The following is a 15,355-nucleotide window of genomic DNA, read 5'->3' on the forward strand; positions in this document are numbered from 1 at the left end:
TTTGGTTTTCGTCACGAAATTGCGGCATAAGGTATTCACCGACACCCACCTGACCCGCATGGAAGAGATCATGAGGGACGTATGCGCCGACTTCGCAACCGAACTCCGAGAGTTCAACGGCGGCCACGACCACGTCCACCTCCTGGTGAACTTCCCACCCAAGATCGCCCCGTCGAAGCTGGTCAACAGCCTCAAGGGCGTCTCCTCCCGGCGGATGCGGCAAGAGTTCCCCGACCTGTCCGCCCACTACTACCGGGCCACCAAGCTGTGGTCGGGCTCCTACTTCGCCGGCTCCGTCGGCGGTGCACCCTTGTCGACCGTGCACCAGTACATCGAGCAGCAGAACCGACCAATCTGAACCGAAGGGACACCGGCCCACCCGGCGGCGAACCGGCTGTTCCTGCCCCGCTACACGGGCCAGTCGGCTTCACGCCCGGCATGAAGGAGCTGATCCGCCAGTGCGGCATCCCGCGGCTCGTCGTAGGGGAGTGCCGGACCTTCATGGGCCAGCACGAATGGCTCGTCCGGCACGGTGTGGAGGTGGGATGAGGACATCGGGAAATGAGCCCCGCCCTCGGCCGCCGAGCCTGGCAGGCTGGCGGCCATGGGATTCGGGGTTCGTCAGTTCGAGCTGACTTTGCTGCATCGGATGCGTGATCTCAACGCCGAACGGGTGGAGGACGCGCTCATGGACATGGGCGCGTCCCGGGCCGAGCTTCGCGCCGCGCACACGCAATGGACGAGGATGGCCCACTCCGTCCGTAGCCGGAAGGGCCTGGGCGCGTTGCGGACGATGCTCGGTCCGCCGTCGTACGAGGGCACGACCCCGGTCGGGAGCCTGACCTGCCGGGTGGCTCGGTGGGCGCTGCCGTCCTGGCCGGACCTGGAGTTCGAGGCGCTGATCGGGCCTGACGGGGCGATATGGAACCAGTGGTTCATCCGTCCCCACGGCGACAAGGCGCTCGCCTTCGTGGACCTGGTCCCGTGGGGGTGCGTCGTCGGTGATGTCGTGACGAGTTTCCCGGGGGCCGTCCAGGGCGAGGGCTCGGCGCCGCAGCATTGGGTGGTCGACTTCGCCCACGAGGGCACGGACTACCGGGCCCGCTTCGTGTACGGCCTGTTCCAGCGGCTCGACCGGGCCTGACCGGGCGCGGCGCCTGAGGCATCAAGGAGGCGGCCACCTGACCGAGGGTCGCCTGTCTCAACCGGGTAGCGTCTCGCCGCCGATCGGGGCCAGGATCTCGCCGGTGTAGTACGACGACAGCCGTTCGGCCGCGAAGAAAACGTACGAGGGCGCGATCTCGTCCGGATCGGCGGCCCGCTTCATCGGCACCTGCTTGCCGAACTGCTCGACCTTCTCCTTCGGCATCGTCGCGGGGATCAGTGGAGTCCAGACGGGGCCCGGCGCCACGGCATTGATCCGGATGCCCCGATCGACGAGGCTCTGCGCCATCGAGTAGGTGAAGGCGTTGATCGCGCCCTTGGTCGTGGCGTAGTCGATGAGCGACTTGTTGCCGCGCAGACCGTTGATCGACGAGGTGTTGATGATCGCGGAGCCGCTGCGGAGGTGGGGCAGCGCCGCCTTGGTGACGTGGTAGTAGCTGTGGATGTTGACCGCGAAGGTGTGTTCCCACTGCTCCTCGGTCAGCTCCTCCAGCGAGTCGACCGGCGCCTGGTAGGCCACGTTGTTGACCACGATGTCCAGCCCGCCCAGCTCGGTCACCGTCTGCGCGACGACGGACGCGCAGTGTTCCCGCTCGGCCAGGTTGCCGGGGATCAGGACGCAGCGCTGCCCCGTCTCCTCGACCAGCTTCCTGGTGTGGGCGGCGTCCTCGTGCTCACTCAGGTAGGCGATGGCGACGTCGGCCCCCTCCTTCGCGAAGGCGACGGCCACCGCGCGGCCGATGCCCGAGTCGCCACCGGTGATCAGCGCGCGCTTGCCTTTCAGCAGTTCAGTGCCGGTGTAGTCGCGCATCTCATCACGCGGCTCGGGGGCCATCTCCCCGGTACGTCCGGGATAGGGCTGGTTCTGGGCAGGTGGCGTGCTGTCTGGTTGCTCGGGCATGGCCCCCGAATGCCCGAGCTCGGGTACGGATAACGTCTGTGGGTCGTATATTTCCGCCCTACCTCCCTCATGGGCGCAGCCGCAGGCCGGCCTGCTCCTCCAGGAGGGCGACGGCGAGGAGTTCGCCGTCGACCGCCCCAAAGCGGTCCAGTGCGCGCTGGTAGGTGCGTTCGACGAGGTGAGAGAGCTCGAAGGGCACCCCGCGCTCATCCGCCATGGCGGTCACCGTCTCGAGCTCCTCGCAGCACCGGTCGAGGCCGAAGGACTTCAGGTAGTCGCCGGCGAACAGGGCGTCCAGGTCGCGACGGACGAAGGCGCTGGAAGCCGCGCTGGAACCGAGCGCCTCGCGGAGTACGGCCAGGTCGATGCCGGCCCGCCGGCCGAGCAGGAGGGCTTCGGCGGTGGCGATCGCCTGCCCGAACCACAGCAGGTTGGCCAGCAGCTTGGCGGTGTATCCGGTGCCGTGCCCGCCGAGGTGGATGATCCGTTCAGGATCGCCCAGAACACTCAGCAGCGGCCGGTGCCGCTCCAGCAGCTCCGCGGGCCCGCCCACGAACAGGTGCAGCGTCCCCGCCCGCGCGGCCGGGACGCCACCGCCGACCGGTGCCTCCAGCACCCGCACTCCACGCCGATGAGCCTGCTCGCGAACCGGCGCCACCAGGGCCGGGGAGTTGCTGGACATGTCGATCCAGGTCGCCCCGGCCGCCAGCGCCTCCAGGGCGTCTCCGGGCTGCAGCATCGCCGCGCGTACCTCTGCCGGACCGGGCAGCATCGTGACGAGCACCTCCGCCTCCGCGGCGGCCTCGGACGGCGACGCCGCCCAGAGCGCTCCGGACTCGATCACGTCTCGCGCGCGTTCTGGCCGCAGATCACTCGCGTGTACGCGGTGTCCCGCGCGGGCCAGATTGGCGCACATGGGCAGACCCATCCGGCCCACACCGATGAATCCGATCTTCGGCAGTCGCGAATCGCGCATGCGGAATTCCTGTCCGCCTCGCTCACGAATCAACATGCGTAAGAACCTCTTCGGCTACGCCCACAGATGACCGTGCTCGACCGCTTCCTCCGGATCCGGGCGTTCGGCGATCCTGGACCCGTGGACGGCGACCGCCGAGAGGCGTGAGCGATGATGTCTGCGCGAACATGAGTGAGCAGGGAAGGAGGTGGCCGTGAGCGAAACCGGACGCCGGCTGCCCGCGCGGGCCTCAGCGGTCGTCATCGGAGGTGGCGCCATGGGCGTCAGCTCAGCCTACGCGCTGGCCGCGGCCGGAGTCACCGACGTGGTCCTGATCGACAAGGGGCCACTGGGCTCCGGTTCGACCTCGAAGGCCGCCGGGGGAGTGCGGGCGCAGTTCTCCGACCGGGTCAACGTTCAGCTCGCCGTACGCAGCCTGGAGACCTTCGACACCTTCGCCGCCCGCTTCGGACAGGAGATCGACCTGCACAAGGTGGGCTACCTGTTCCTGCTCGACTCGCCCGAGTCCGTGGCGGAGTTCGAGAAGAACGTCGCGATCCAGAACGACCTCGGCGTGCCCAGCAGGATGATCTCGGTGCGCGAGGCCGCGCGGCTGTCGCCGCTGATCGACACCGACGGCCTGCTCGCCGCCGCCTACTCGCCCACCGACGGCCACTGCACGCCCGAGTCCGTGGTGCTCGGCTATGCGGGCGCGGCCCGCCGGCTCGGCGCGCGGCTGCTGCCCAACTGCGCCGCGACCGGCATCGAGACCGTGGACGGGCGCATCGTCGCCGTCCAGACCGAGGGCGGCCGCATCGAGACCGACACCGTGATCTGCGCGGCCGGCGCCTGGTCACGTCCCATAGGCGACTGGGTGGGCGTCGACCTGCCGGTGAGCCCGCTGCGCAGGCAGATCCTGATCACCGAGCCGATCCCCGATCTGCCGCCCACGACGTTCACCATCGACTTCGGCACCACGTTCTACTTCCACCGCGAAGGTCCCGGCCTGCTGCTGGGCATGTCCGATCCGGACGAGACGCCGGGGTTCAAGTTCGACCGGTCCGACGCCTGGCTGCCGAGGCTGGGCGAGGCCATGGGCCGCCGCGCCCCGGCCCTGCTGGAGACCGGCATCGCCACCGGATGGGCCGGCCTGTACGAGGTGACGCCGGACCACAACGCGCTCATCGGGACCGCCCCGGACGTCGACAGGTTCATCTACGCCACCGGTTTCTCCGGCCACGGCTTCCTGATGAGCCCGGCCGTCGGCGAGGTGGTCCGCGACCTCTACCTGGACCGGACGCCGTTCGTCGACGTCAGCGGCTTCGACGCGAGTCGCTTCGCCCTGGCCGGGGCCAGACCGGAGCTCAACATCGTCTGAACGCCGGCACACCGTACGGGCGGGCGGCGGACGTCGGGCCCTGTGACCGGGCCCTAAGCTGGCCACATGGGTATGGTCGGGACGGTCGGGCTGGTGCTGCATCCACGGCGCGACTCCAAAGAGGCGATCGACACCATCCTGAGCTGGGCCGCCACCAGAGGCGTCACCGTCATGGGGCTCCCGGAGGAGGTCGGCCGCATCGACTGCAGCGCCGTGCCGGTCGACGTCGACCTGCTGATCGAGCGGGCCGACCTGCTGGTGAGCCTCGGCGGTGACGGGACGATGCTGCGCACCATGCGGCTCATCGCCGGGCGGAAGACGCCGGTGCTGGGGGTGAACCTGGGGCGGCTGGGGTTCCTGGCCGAGATCGACATCGCGGAGTTGCCCGCCACGCTGTCGGCCATCGACGGGCACCGCTACACGATCGAGCCGCGCATGGCCGTGCGGACCAAGCTCGACGGGGCCGAGGAGCTGATCGCGTTCAACGACATCGCCCTGGTGCGCATCCCTGGCGACGGCATGGCCGCCGTCTCGGTCATGCCGGGTGACGATCCGTTCGTCCGCTACGCCGCCGACGCCGTGATCGTGGCCACGACCACCGGGTCCACCGCTTACAGCTTCGCCGCCGGCGGGCCGATCGTGTCGCCTCGGGTGGCGGCGCTGCTGGTCGTGCCCGCCGCCGCCCACTCGTCGTTCAACCGGGCGCTGGTCCTGCCCGCCGACGAGGAGGTGACGCTGGAGCTGCTGCCCACGAGCGGGCGGCTGGCGGTGGAGGTGGACGGGGCGGTGCTGGGGCATCTGTGCCCCGGTGACCGTGTCACGGTGGCCGCCATGCCGGCCGCGGCCAACGTGGTGCGGATGGGGACGACCTTCTACGAGCGGGCCCGGCGCAAGCTGCGGGTGGACGGCAGCGCCGAGGTCGACTGAGCATGGACACGGCGCCTGGCCCGAGGTCGACTCAGCGTGGATAGGGTGCCTTCCGCCGGGTAGGCGGCGAGGTATGGCGACGCTGGTGGGCACGTCCGGGTGGCAGTACAAAGACTGGCGCGGCATCCTCTATCCACAGGAGGTCCCGCAGCGTCTCTGGCTGGAGACCTACGCCGAGACGTTCCCCACAGTCGAGAGCAACAACGCCTTCTACCGCCTGCCCTCACCCGAGTCCTTCGCCGGCTGGCGGGACCGCACACCCGACGGGTTCGTGATGGCCGTCAAGGCCAGCAGGTTCCTCACCCACATCAAGCGGCTGGCCGATCCGGAGGAGCCGGTGGAGCGGCTGATGAACGCCGCCTCGGAGCTCAAGGACAAGCTCGGCCCGATCCTCCTGCAGCTCCCGCCGACCCTGAAGGCCGATCCGGACCGGCTCGCCCGCTGCCTGAACTGCTTCCCGAAGCACGTGCGCGTCGCGGTCGAGCCCAGGCACCCGTCGTGGTGGACGGACGAGGTCCGCGAGATCCTCGCGGCCCGCGACGCCGCCCTGTGCTGGGCCGACCGGCTCGGCAGGCCGGTGAGCCCGTTGTGGCGCACCGCCGGCTGGGGATACGTGCGGCTGCACGAAGGGCGGGCCAACCCCTGGCCGTTGTACGGGGACACGGCGCTGAAGACCTGGGCCGGGCGGGTCGAGGAAGCCGGCTGGCCCGACGCCTACGTCTACTTCAACAACGATCCGGGGGGAGCGGCCGTGCGGAACGCGACCCGCTTTGCCAGACTCGTCTAGTGCATACCCGCCTTTATCGAAACGGTGTCCTGGAGAAAGAGGGCTTCCCGGTCGAGGAAGTCTCGGACTATGTGGCCGACGAGGTCAACGAAAATGAGGCCAATACCGTCTGGTTCGACCTGTGCTCGCCGACAGCGGAGGACCTTGCCGTGGTCGGCGAGGAGCTCGGGCTGCACGAGCTCGCCGTCGAGGACGTGTTGTCCGACCATCAACGCCCCAAGGTGGACATTTACCAAAATCACCTGTTCATCACCGTCTACGGGGTGCACTTCGACGACGGGCGTCTCGATCCGGTCGAGGTCAACGCCTTCGTGACGAAGAACGCGCTGGTCACCGTCCGCCAGAGTGATCACTTCGACATCGGCGAGGTGGTCAAGCGCTGGGACGCCGCCAAGCGGCTGGCCGACCACGGGGTGGCGTTCCTGCTGCACGGCCTGCTCGACTACGTGGTCGACGGGCACTTCGACCTCGTCCAGGAGTTCGACGCCAGGGTGGAGAACCTGGAGGAACTGCTGTTCGAGGAGGAGCCGATCGACGGCAGGCAACTGCAGCGGACCATGTACGACCTGCGGAAGAACATGGCCCGCTTCCGCAAGATCACCATGCCGATGCGCGAGGTCGTCGGCACCCTGCTCCGCCGCGACCAGGAAGTGGTCGCCGACCCCGTCATGGCCCCCTACTACGAGGACGTCTACGACCACGTGGTGCGCGTGGCGGAGTGGACCGAGTCGCTGCGCGATCTGCTGGCCAACATGCGTGAGACGCGCCTGGCCCAGCAGGGTTTCCGGCTGAACGAGATCATGAAGCGGGTCACCAGCTGGGCGGCGATCATCGCGGTGCCGACCGCGATCACCGGCTTCTACGGCATGAACGTGCCCTACCCGGGCGCGGGTCACCCTTGGGGCGTCTGGGTGGCGTCGGCGATGGTGGCCGTGGCCTCGGTAACGCTGTACGCGATCTTCAAGAAGAAGGACTGGCTGTAGGCGCGGGGGCAGGGGCCGCCCCGGCCGTCGAGCGCGAGCCGCACCGTCAGCCGTACCTGCGCGGCTCCCGAGGCGGGGTAGAGGGGCAGGCAGCGGCCGCCCGCGATCAGCGTCCGGCGCCCGATCGGGGTGGCGATCAGCGGCAGCTCGTCGTAGGTCGCGGGGACGGCCAGGCGGAGCGTCCAGAGGCCCGCCGCATGGCCGCGTTCGCCGTCCAGCGCGTAGTAGTCGAGCACGCCGCCGCTGGTCGAGACCACGGCCCGCATCGTGAAACGGCGCCCTTGGACGGTGAACACCTCCGCCGACGGGGCATGGTAGATCGAATGGATGTAGCCGATCGCGAACACGCCGGACGGCGGCAGGAGCAGCCCGTCCACGGCCGGGCGCCCCGCGCCGGAGGCGCCGGCCGCCAGCAAGGTCACCAGCGCGAGCGCGAGGCGGATCAGCCCTTCTCCTTGTAGTAGCGGGCCGCGCCCGGGTGCAGCGCGACCGGCTCCACCTGCTGGCCGATCTTGACATCGAGCTTGGCCGCCTCGGGGTGAACGGCCGCGAGCTGGGCCTTCTTCTCGAACAGCGTCTTGGTGATGTCGTACGCGAGCTGTTCGTCCATCTTGTCGGGCACGAGCAGGACATTGGCCACGCCGACCGTCTTGACGGTGCCCGGCAGCTTGTAGAGGGACATGTCGATGTCGAGCCCGATGTACTCCTTGCCGTACTTGGCTTGCATCGGGGCGAGCAGGTCGGTGGCGTCGAGCAGCTTCATGTCCGGCTTGCTGGTGGCCAGGTCCACGATGCCGCCCGTGGGCAGCCCGCCGACCCAGACGAAGGCGTCGATCGTGCCGTCCTTGACGGCCTGGACCGACTCGTTGATGGACAGCTGCTGCTTGGAGATGTCGGAGTCGGGGTTCAGGCCGGCCGCCTCCAGCAGGCGCCTGGCCAGCACCTGGGTGCCGGAGTTGGGCGGGCCGATCGAGACCCGCTTGCCCTTCAGGTCGGCGACCTTGCTCGCGGCGAGGCCGGGGGCGATGACGACGTGGGCGTAGTTGTCGTAGATGCGGGCGATGGCCTTGATCGGCTGCTTGGCGGTGAAGGACCCGGTCCCGTTGACGGCGTCGGCGGCCGTGTCGCTCTGCGAGAAGGCGATGTCGGCCTTACCGGTGGCCAGCAGCTTGATGTTCTCGACGGAGGCGGAGGTGACGGACGCGGTCGCCTGGGTGTTGGCGATGTTGTCGGTCAGCTGCTTGGCCAGGCCCCCGCCGTACACGTAGTAGACGCCGGTCGTGCCGCCCGTGGCGATCGACAACCGGTGGCCCGATCCGCTCACGTCGCCGCAGGCCGCCGCCCCGGCGGCCAGTGCCGTGGCGGCGAGTACCGCAAGGATCCGCTTCACGCTGGGACTCTCCTTCTCCTGATGAGGTGCACGGCCGCCGCGACGGCCAGGACGGCCAGGCCCGCGACGATGGGGACGGGTTCGAGGAACAGCAGCAACACAGCCGCCACGGTGGCCAGCAGCCGCTCGGGCCACCCGGTCACCCCGCCGGTCGCCATGGCCAGGGCCGCCACGGCGACGGCCGAGACCGCGCTCATCAGCAGCACCGTGCCGATCGGTCCCTGCCCGAGCAGTGCCTGTCCGTTCGGCGTGAGCACGAACGCGAACGGCACCAGGAACGCGGGCAGCGTGTAGCGCCAGGTCATCATCATCGTCTTGTAGGTGTTGCCGCCGGTGATCGCCGCCGCCGCGACGGCCGACAGCGCGGTCGGCGGGCTCACCTCGGACAGCACCGCGTAGTAGAAGACGAACATGTACGCCTCGGCGGACGTGACGCCGAGCGTGGTGAGCGCCGGCGCGATGATCACCGCGGCGATGATGAAGCTCGCGGTCACCGGTACGGCCAGGCCCAGCAGCATGACCGCGACCCCGGACATGAACGTGGTCAGGATGAGGTTGCCCGCGGCGACGTCCACGATGATCGCGCTGAGGTTGAGCCCGAGCCCGGTCTGGGTGATGACGCCCACGATGATGCCCGCCGCGGCGCACACCGCCGTCACGGGCAGCACCTCCAGCGTGCCCTTGGCCAGCGCCTGCGCGGTTCGCTTCGGGCCCATCCGGTGCTCGGGGTCGAGGAATGACAGCGCGAACGCGATGGCGGTGGCGATCACGACCGACTGGAACGCCGAGCGGTCCAGCGCCATCAGCACGATGATGAGGATCAGTGAGCTGAAGTGGTAGCCGAAGCGCAGCAGCAGCCGGCCCGCCTTCGGCGCGTCCACCGCGACGGCGTGGGTGCCGAAGCGGCGCGAGTCGATCTCGATGGACAGGAAGATGCCCAGGTAGTAAAGGATCGTGGGGATCGTCGCGTACACGAGCACTTCGAGGTAGCTGACCTTGAGGTACTCGGCGATGATGAACGCCGCCGCGCCGAGCGTGGGCGGGGAGAGGATCGCGCCGATGCCACCCGAGGCGAGGATGCCGCCCGCCGCCTCCTTGGGGTAGCCGGCCCGCCGGAGCACCGGCCAGGCGACGCTGCCGAGGCTGACCGTGGTGGCCACGCCGGAGCCGGAGACGGTGCCGAGCAGGAAGCCGGCGGTGGTGACCGTACGGCCGGGGGCGGCGCGGGATTTGCGGAAGGCGGCGAAGCTCAGGTCGATGAAGAACTTGCTCGCACCCGAATAATCCAGCACCGCGCCATAAATCGTGAAAAGGATGATGTAGCTGGCCGCAACCTGCATGGGGACGCCGAAAAAGCCCTCGGTGCCGGTGTAGAGCTGCGACACGATCTGCGCGAGGTCGAAGCCGCGATGGCCAATCGTCCACCCAATCGGCAAATATGCCCCGAAATAGGCATAAGCCAGGAAAATTAGGCAGATGATGGTGAGTGACCAGCCGACCGTGCGGCGGACCGCTTCCAGCAGCAGCACGGTCAGCACCAGACCGGCCGCGATGTCGAGCCCGGTCAGCGCCGCGCCCGAGCCCCGGTCGCGGAAGGCGTCGATGTCGAGCAGCGGGTAGACGAGCACCGCGAGCGCGGCCGCCGCCAGCAGCCAGTCACCCACCCCGGGCCGATCGACCACGTCACGGCGCGCCTCCTCGGACGGCTGCTCAGGCGGCGCCGTGCCGCGTACCCGCCGCAGCGCCGAGGAGATCCCCGAGCGGTAGCAGAGGAACACCAGCGGCAGCGCCACCGCCAGGAACGTCAGCCGATGCTCCAGCGCCTCGACCGGCCTGAACACCACCACCAGTGAGTACGCGGACAGCAGCCCGCCGACGATCCACACGCCGAGCCGCAGCGTCCCGGTCAGCCGCCGGGCCGGCCGCTCCTGCTCGTGGGCCGACACCAGCTCCGCGTCGCGGTCGCTCAGCTCGGTCAAGTGTCCTCCCTGACAGGGCGTTTGAAGGGACTTTACGAGTCCTTTACGCAATGAGGAAGGCCCAGTTCGGTACAGAAATCTGGACGGCGGCGATCGGCGGGCGACTCGGCCGCGACGCTTGGCCGGTGTTCCGGAGCGGCAGGCCGTAGCCGGAGACCGCAGTGTGTGCGTGCACACACTGCGGTCGGAGACCTCGGTCGTGCGTGCACGCACTGATATAAAGAACCGTGGCCGAGATCACCCTGAACGTCCGCCAGCTGCAGGCGTTCGCCGAAATCGGCTACCAGGCGGCGGGCGGCGGGGGCGGTGGCGCGCGCGGTGCGATGGCCGCGCTGCGCCGGGTGGTCCCGGTCGACGCCTACGAGTTCGTCGCGTTCGACCCGGCCAGCGGGCGGCACCACAGCGTCGTCTCCGACGGCCACCGGCGCATCGACGGCGACGCCGCAGAGGAATACATCGGGTTGGAGGCCTACCGCAGGGCGATGGCCACGCGGGCGCCGGTGCCGATGCCCGAGCCGGGCACCGAGCGCTATTTCCGCCGCCATCTCGCCCCTTATGGGTGGCGCGCCGGGCTGACCGCGCCGCTGTTCCTGGCCGAGGGCCGCTACACGGGTCTGCTGCACCTGGCGGCCAGGGAGACGTTCCCCGAGCTCACCGGCTCGCTGGTCGCGGCCGTGGCGCCCATGCTGGCGCATGTCACGGACCTGACCCGGTGCGTGATCGACCCTGTGGGGCTGCCCGCCGGGTTTCTCGCGGCCGCCTACGACCGGCTGGGCGTCCGCCGCCAGGTCCCCGGCGTCGCCAGATCCGCGGCCTTGTGGAACGAACCGGCCATCGCGGGGCTCGCCCGCGCCTTCATCGACTCGCGCGAGCTGAGCCGCCGCGGCCTCTGGCTCGACCGCGTCGGCCGCTGGCACGAGGTGCGGGTGCTGCGGGCCGGCGTCGGCTTCCAGGGCTCGCTCCAGGGCGCGGTGGTGGCCGAACGCCCGTGCTCCCTGCCGTACGAGCTGACCGGCAGGGAGGTGGACGTGCTCACCCGGGTGGCCGCCGGCGACTCCAACCCGCAGATCGCGGCCGCCCTGGTGCTCAGCGTCCGCACCGTGACCACCCACCTGGAGCACATCTTCGCCAAGCTGGGCTGCGACAGCCGCACCCGCCTCACCACCAAGGCGCTCGCCGAGGGGCTATGCCGCCTCGACGTCTAGCCCGCTAGGAGATCTTGCCCAAACCGCGGGCGAGGATCGTGGCGGTGTCGGCGATGACCTTCTCGTCGTTGGCGGCATCGGCGGCCGGGCGGTTGGTGTAGATCGCCAGGATGATGGGCGCGGCCCCCTTCTTGGGCCAGGCGATGGCGATGTCGTTGGCCGTCCCGTACGACGGGCCGGTGCCGGTCTTGTCGCCGACCGTCCAGGTCTTGGGCAGGCCGGCGCGGATGCGGGCGTCACCGGTCGTGTTGGCGATCAGCCAGCCGTTGAGCGTCTCCCGGTCCTTGGCGGTGAGCGCGTCGCCGGTCGTGACCTTCCCGAGGTCGCGGGCCAAGGAGGCGGGCGTGGTGGTGTCCCGCTTCTCCTTGGGGGTCCAGTCGTTGAGCTCGGTCTCCCAGCGGTCCAGGCGGGAGATCGGGTCCTTCAGCGTACGGAAGTAGCGGGTCAGGCCCGCCGGTCCGCCGATCTGCTTCAGCACCATGTTGCCGGCGGTGTTGTCGCTGTAGGTGATCGCCGCCTTGCACAGCTCGGCGACGGTCAGCCCGTCCTTGACGTGCTTCTCGGTGACCGGCGAGTTCGGCTTCAGGTCGTCGGCCGTCCAGTGGACGACCCGCTCCATCAGCCCAGGGTCGGAGGTGCGGGCCTTGTGCAGCGCGGCGGCGGAGACCATCGCCTTGAAGGTGGACAGCAGCGGGAAACGCTCGCCCGCCCGGTAGGCGATCGTCTTCCCCGTGGCCGTGTCCAGGGCGTACGCGCCGATGCGGCCCTTGTAGGACGCCTCCAGCGCGCGCAACTCCTTCTTCGCGGCCGCCTGACCGTCGCTCAGCACCTGAGACGGCGCGGTCGCGGCCGAGGCGGTGCCGGCTCCGTAGGCGCCGCCCGCCAGGAGGGAGACCGTCAGCGCGGTCGCTTGCAGCGCGGCCGTGAGGCGGCGAGGGTGTCGCATGCCATGTCCTTGCTCTCGTCCGTCAGAGGAGAGGAGCACAGCAGATCGGATCAGATGGTGTCCAATATCGATATGGAGAAGGGGTCTATATCGGCTGACAAATGATCGCAGGTCAGATGGCCTCCGCCGACCGTTGCGCGGGGATCATCACCTGCCGCAACTCGAACCACACGGACGTCGCGCCGTTCTCGCGGACGAGCCCCCACCGGTGGCTGAGCGTCTCGATCAACGGCAGGCCGCGTCCGCTGGTCGCCTGCGTCTCGGTGCGGCACGCGCACGGCGGCCCGCTCGAACCCCCGTCCCTGACGAGCACCCGCACAAGGGATCCCGCGGCGAGCACCGACACCGTGAACGAGCCGCCCTCACCCGAGCGGGAGTGCAGGATCGCGTTCGTGGCCAGCTCGCTGGTGAGCAGCACGCAGTCGTCGTACAGCGGATGATCACGCCCGAGCGCCGCCGTCACGAGCCCCCTGGCCCTGGCCACCTGGGACGGAATCCCCGGGAACCGGACGACGAACGGCTCCCGGCCCCCTTCTTCTAACTGGTGAAAGTCCGGCGGTGCCACGGCGACCTCCCCGATTACGGCGACGTCATGAGACGCGTCAGAGGGGTGCGGGAGATTATCGCTAAAAGGTAGGAATGCCCTTTCCCATGGTCGCCCGCGCGACTGTCCGGGCGGACCGAGTACGCTGCGATCGACGAGTCGACTAGGAGGGGTGCCTGCGTGAGCAGCCTGGAGGCCGTCTGGGTGCAGCCGTACGATCACCCGGGGGCAGTGTTCGTGACCGGAGTTTTCGACATCCTGCACGTCGGACACGTGCGTTACCTGGGTGCCGTCGCAGGGCGCGGGCTGCCGCTGGTCGTCGGCGTGGAGGACGACCCGCGCGTGCGCGCGTGGAAGGGGCCGACGCGCCCGTTCAACCCGGCGGCGGAGCGCGCCGAGGTGCTGGCCGCGCTCCGCTTCGTGAGTGGGGTGTTCATCGTGACCGGGCCCCCGGCGGCGCACGGCCCGGAGGACTACATCGACCTGCTCGCCCCCATGCGGCCCGGCGCGCTGGCGCACACCGCGGGCGACCCGCACGCGGGCGGCCGATGCGCCGCGGCCGCGCTGCTGGGCGCCGAGTGCTGGGAGCTGGAGGCCATTCCCAATCGCTCGACCACCAGGATCGTCAACGCGGCGGGCAAGGGCTGACCCCTTTTGGCGGGCCGGTCTTTTCAAGATCGCGTAGTCATGGAAGGCCGGTCCTTCCAAGATCGCGTAGGCTTTGCTGACATGACGGTCGATCTGGTAGCCAAGCGGGTGACGGACCTGCTGGCCCCGCAGGTGCTGGTGATCACCATGCCCCCCGCCGTGGGGCTGATCGCGCACGGCTGGAGCGGCGCCGCATGGGGCCTGGCGGCCTCGGCGCTGTGCGGCGGTGTGCCCGCCGGGGTGATCGCGCTGGGCGTCCGCTCGGGGCGGCTGGACTCCCACCACATCGTCGACCGGACCCGCCGCACCGGGCCCCTGCTGGCCGCTGTCGCCGCCGTACTGGTCGCTCTGGTGCTCCTCGTCGCGCTGGGCGCCCCGACGCTGCTGGTGGCCACGGTGACCGCGATGCTCGTCGCGCTGGCCGTCACTGTGCCGGTCACGATGCGCTGGAAGATCTCCTTCCACGCCGCCGTCTGCGCGGGCACCGTGGTGGTGCTCGCCCACGTCCTGCCCGCCGTGCCGACCGGCCTGGTGGGCGCGGCCGTGGTGGCGCTGGTGTGCTGGGCCCGGGTACGGCTGGCGCACCACACGTGGGCGCAGGTGGTGGCCGGGGCGCTGGTGGGTGTGGCGTCGACATGGGTGACCCTGGCGGCGTTCGGCATCCGATAAGGGCGGAATAGCGGTGGCTTCATAGGGGTTGCCGCGACCATGGAAACCACGAACCGCGGCCGGGTGCGTGTCGAGCGCTCCGCCAAGCGTGTCAGGACCTACCTCGGCGGCCGGGCGGTGGCCGACACCACCCAGGCCCTCCTGGTGTGGGAGATCCCCTATTACCCGACGTACTACTTCCCGCTCTCGGACGTCGACGAGTCGGCGCTCAAGCCGACGGGCACCACGAAGCACTCGCCCAGCAGGGGAGACGGTGTCGTCTACACCGTCACCTCGGGAGGCGCGGAGGCCCCGGAGGCGGGGCTGGTCTACCCGGAGTCGCCGCTGGCGGACATCCGCGGGCACATCCGCTTCGAGTGGGACGCCTTGGAATCGTGGTTCGAGGAGGACGAGGAGGTCTTCTTCCACCCGCGTGACCCGTACACCAGGGTCGACATCCTGCCGAGTTCGCGGCACGTACGCGTCGAGGTCGACGGTGTGACGGTGGCCGACTCGCACAGCCCCCGCATCCTGTTCGAGACGGGCCTGCCCGCCCGCTATTACCTGCCCAAGACGGATGTACGGCTCGACCTGCTCGAACACACCGACACCGCCACCCACTGCCCGTACAAGGGCACGGCGGAGTACTGGACGGTCAACGGCGCCAAGGACCTCGCCTGGTCGTACCGGACGCCGCTGCCGGAGAGCCAGCGGGTCGCGGGGCTGATCGCGTTCTACAACGAGAAGCTCGACATCTACCTCGACGGCGAGCTCCAGGAGCGGCCGAAGACCAAGTTCGCCTGACGCGCCGGGGATCGGCATCTGTTACCGAGCCTGCCAAGAGGGCTGCCTGAGCGACTACACATGTGTGTAGTAGGCTTTCTCATCGCGTAGTCAGAT

Annotated in this window: 17 protein-coding genes; 10 read left to right on the forward strand and 7 right to left on the reverse strand. The window is 69.6% G+C overall.

Annotation, left to right across the window (positions count from 1 at the left end; genetic code table 11):
* The first annotated feature begins 1 nt into the window (after position 1).
* On the forward strand, positions 2-358 hold the full coding sequence (tnpA, locus tag AB0J16_RS54590) for an IS200/IS605 family transposase (RefSeq protein ID WP_358555678.1): 357 nt from the start codon (positions 2-4) through the stop codon (positions 356-358).
* Between the two features lie 291 nt (positions 359-649).
* Positions 650-1,144: a hypothetical protein gene (locus AB0J16_RS54595; protein WP_358555681.1), complete on the forward strand. Its 495-nt coding sequence runs from the start codon at positions 650-652 to the stop codon at positions 1,142-1,144.
* 57 nt (positions 1,145-1,201) lie between these two features.
* On the opposite strand, the gene AB0J16_RS54600 is transcribed toward AB0J16_RS54595, so the two are convergent.
* Positions 1,202-2,065 (reverse strand): SDR family oxidoreductase, encoded by an 864-nt coding sequence (locus tag AB0J16_RS54600; RefSeq protein WP_358555684.1) that lies wholly within the window; start codon positions 2,063-2,065, stop codon positions 1,202-1,204.
* A 67-nt stretch (positions 2,066-2,132) separates the two neighbouring features.
* Positions 2,133-3,041, reverse strand: a complete 909-nt coding sequence (locus AB0J16_RS54605) for an NAD(P)-dependent oxidoreductase (RefSeq protein WP_358555687.1) — start codon at positions 3,039-3,041, stop codon at positions 2,133-2,135.
* 193 nt (positions 3,042-3,234) lie between these two features.
* On the opposite strand from AB0J16_RS54605, the gene AB0J16_RS54610 reads away from it, so the two are divergent.
* The 4 genes from AB0J16_RS54610 to AB0J16_RS54625 all read left to right on the forward strand — a co-directional run bounded on the left by AB0J16_RS54610 (position 3,235) and on the right by AB0J16_RS54625 (position 7,095).
* Positions 3,235-4,398, forward strand: a complete 1,164-nt coding sequence (locus tag AB0J16_RS54610) for an FAD-binding oxidoreductase (protein ID WP_358555690.1) — start codon at positions 3,235-3,237, stop codon at positions 4,396-4,398.
* A 66-nt stretch (positions 4,399-4,464) separates the two neighbouring features.
* The gene (locus tag AB0J16_RS54615; protein ID WP_358555693.1) at positions 4,465-5,325 is read left to right on the forward strand and encodes an NAD(+)/NADH kinase; all 861 of its coding nucleotides are present in this window, start codon (positions 4,465-4,467) and stop codon (positions 5,323-5,325) included.
* A 73-nt stretch (positions 5,326-5,398) separates the two neighbouring features.
* Positions 5,399-6,112 (forward strand): DUF72 domain-containing protein, encoded by a 714-nt coding sequence (locus AB0J16_RS54620; protein WP_358555696.1) that lies wholly within the window; start codon positions 5,399-5,401, stop codon positions 6,110-6,112.
* The gene (locus tag AB0J16_RS54625; protein WP_358555699.1) at positions 6,112-7,095 is read left to right on the forward strand and encodes a magnesium transporter CorA family protein; all 984 of its coding nucleotides are present in this window, start codon (positions 6,112-6,114) and stop codon (positions 7,093-7,095) included. The genes AB0J16_RS54620 and AB0J16_RS54625 overlap by 1 nt, the downstream gene beginning before the upstream one ends.
* Here AB0J16_RS54625 and AB0J16_RS54630 read toward each other — a convergent pair.
* From AB0J16_RS54630 to AB0J16_RS54640, 3 genes are read right to left on the reverse strand one after another with little or no spacing between them, the layout of a single operon-like run.
* Positions 7,005-7,517 (reverse strand): DUF1850 domain-containing protein, encoded by a 513-nt coding sequence (locus AB0J16_RS54630; protein WP_358555702.1) that lies wholly within the window; start codon positions 7,515-7,517, stop codon positions 7,005-7,007. The genes AB0J16_RS54625 and AB0J16_RS54630 overlap by 91 nt on opposite strands.
* Positions 7,518-7,537: 20 nt before the next feature.
* Complete coding sequence (locus AB0J16_RS54635) at positions 7,538-8,485, reverse strand: TAXI family TRAP transporter solute-binding subunit (RefSeq protein WP_358555704.1); 948 nt, start codon at positions 8,483-8,485, stop codon at positions 7,538-7,540.
* Complete coding sequence (locus tag AB0J16_RS54640) at positions 8,482-10,464, reverse strand: TRAP transporter fused permease subunit (protein WP_358555707.1); 1,983 nt, start codon at positions 10,462-10,464, stop codon at positions 8,482-8,484. Before AB0J16_RS54640 ends, AB0J16_RS54635 begins: the two co-directional genes overlap by 4 nt.
* 227 nt (positions 10,465-10,691) lie before the next feature.
* On the opposite strand from AB0J16_RS54640, the gene AB0J16_RS54645 reads away from it, so the two are divergent.
* Positions 10,692-11,669, forward strand: coding sequence for a LuxR C-terminal-related transcriptional regulator (locus tag AB0J16_RS54645; RefSeq protein ID WP_358555710.1), 978 nt, complete (start codon positions 10,692-10,694; stop codon positions 11,667-11,669).
* 4 nt (positions 11,670-11,673) lie between these two features.
* Here the strand turns inward: AB0J16_RS54645 and bla are convergent, their stop codons facing one another.
* Positions 11,674-12,615 carry a class A beta-lactamase gene (gene bla, locus AB0J16_RS54650; protein WP_358555712.1) on the reverse strand — a complete coding sequence of 314 codons (942 nt, stop codon included), beginning with the start codon at positions 12,613-12,615 and terminating at the stop codon, positions 11,674-11,676.
* Between the two features lie 112 nt (positions 12,616-12,727).
* Positions 12,728-13,180 (reverse strand): ATP-binding protein, encoded by a 453-nt coding sequence (locus tag AB0J16_RS54655; protein ID WP_358555715.1) that lies wholly within the window; start codon positions 13,178-13,180, stop codon positions 12,728-12,730.
* A gap of 159 nt (positions 13,181-13,339) precedes the next feature.
* Between AB0J16_RS54655 and AB0J16_RS54660 the strand changes: the two genes are divergently transcribed.
* The 3 genes from AB0J16_RS54660 to AB0J16_RS54670 all read left to right on the forward strand — a co-directional run bounded on the left by AB0J16_RS54660 (position 13,340) and on the right by AB0J16_RS54670 (position 15,259).
* Positions 13,340-13,807 (forward strand): adenylyltransferase/cytidyltransferase family protein, encoded by a 468-nt coding sequence (locus AB0J16_RS54660; RefSeq protein WP_358555718.1) that lies wholly within the window; start codon positions 13,340-13,342, stop codon positions 13,805-13,807.
* Positions 13,808-13,888: 81 nt separating this feature from the next.
* On the forward strand, positions 13,889-14,476 hold the full coding sequence (locus AB0J16_RS54665) for a hypothetical protein (protein ID WP_357946013.1): 588 nt from the start codon (positions 13,889-13,891) through the stop codon (positions 14,474-14,476).
* 39 nt (positions 14,477-14,515) lie between these two features.
* A complete protein-coding gene (locus AB0J16_RS54670) occupies positions 14,516-15,259 on the forward strand; it encodes a DUF427 domain-containing protein (protein WP_358555721.1) in 744 nt (247 codons plus the stop codon).
* The last annotated feature ends 96 nt before the right edge of the window (positions 15,260-15,355 follow it).

It is taken from the genome of Nonomuraea sp. NPDC049750, from assembly GCF_040659625.1.
Taxonomy (GTDB): Bacteria; Actinomycetota; Actinomycetes; order Streptosporangiales; family Streptosporangiaceae; genus Nonomuraea.

What these genes read in the sequence shown, in the direction of transcription:
- AB0J16_RS54595 (WP_358555681.1), top strand. Translation starts at nt 650, where the DNA reads ATGCGTGATCTCAACGCCGAACGGGTGGAGGACGCGCTCATGGACATG.
- AB0J16_RS54600 (WP_358555684.1), bottom strand. Translation starts at nt 2,065, where the DNA reads ATGCCCGAGCAACCAGACAGCACGCCACCTGCCCAGAACCAGCCCTAT.
- AB0J16_RS54670 (WP_358555721.1), top strand. Translation starts at nt 14,516, where the DNA reads ATGGAAACCACGAACCGCGGCCGGGTGCGTGTCGAGCGCTCCGCCAAG.
- AB0J16_RS54615 (WP_358555693.1), top strand. Translation starts at nt 4,465, where the DNA reads ATGGGTATGGTCGGGACGGTCGGGCTGGTGCTGCATCCACGGCGCGAC.
- AB0J16_RS54605 (WP_358555687.1), bottom strand. Translation starts at nt 3,041, where the DNA reads ATGCGCGATTCGCGACTGCCGAAGATCGGATTCATCGGTGTGGGCCGG.
- AB0J16_RS54665 (WP_357946013.1), top strand. Translation starts at nt 13,889, where the DNA reads ATGACGGTCGATCTGGTAGCCAAGCGGGTGACGGACCTGCTGGCCCCG.
- AB0J16_RS54620 (WP_358555696.1), top strand. Translation starts at nt 5,399, where the DNA reads ATGGCGACGCTGGTGGGCACGTCCGGGTGGCAGTACAAAGACTGGCGC.
- bla (WP_358555712.1), bottom strand. Translation starts at nt 12,615, where the DNA reads ATGCGACACCCTCGCCGCCTCACGGCCGCGCTGCAAGCGACCGCGCTG.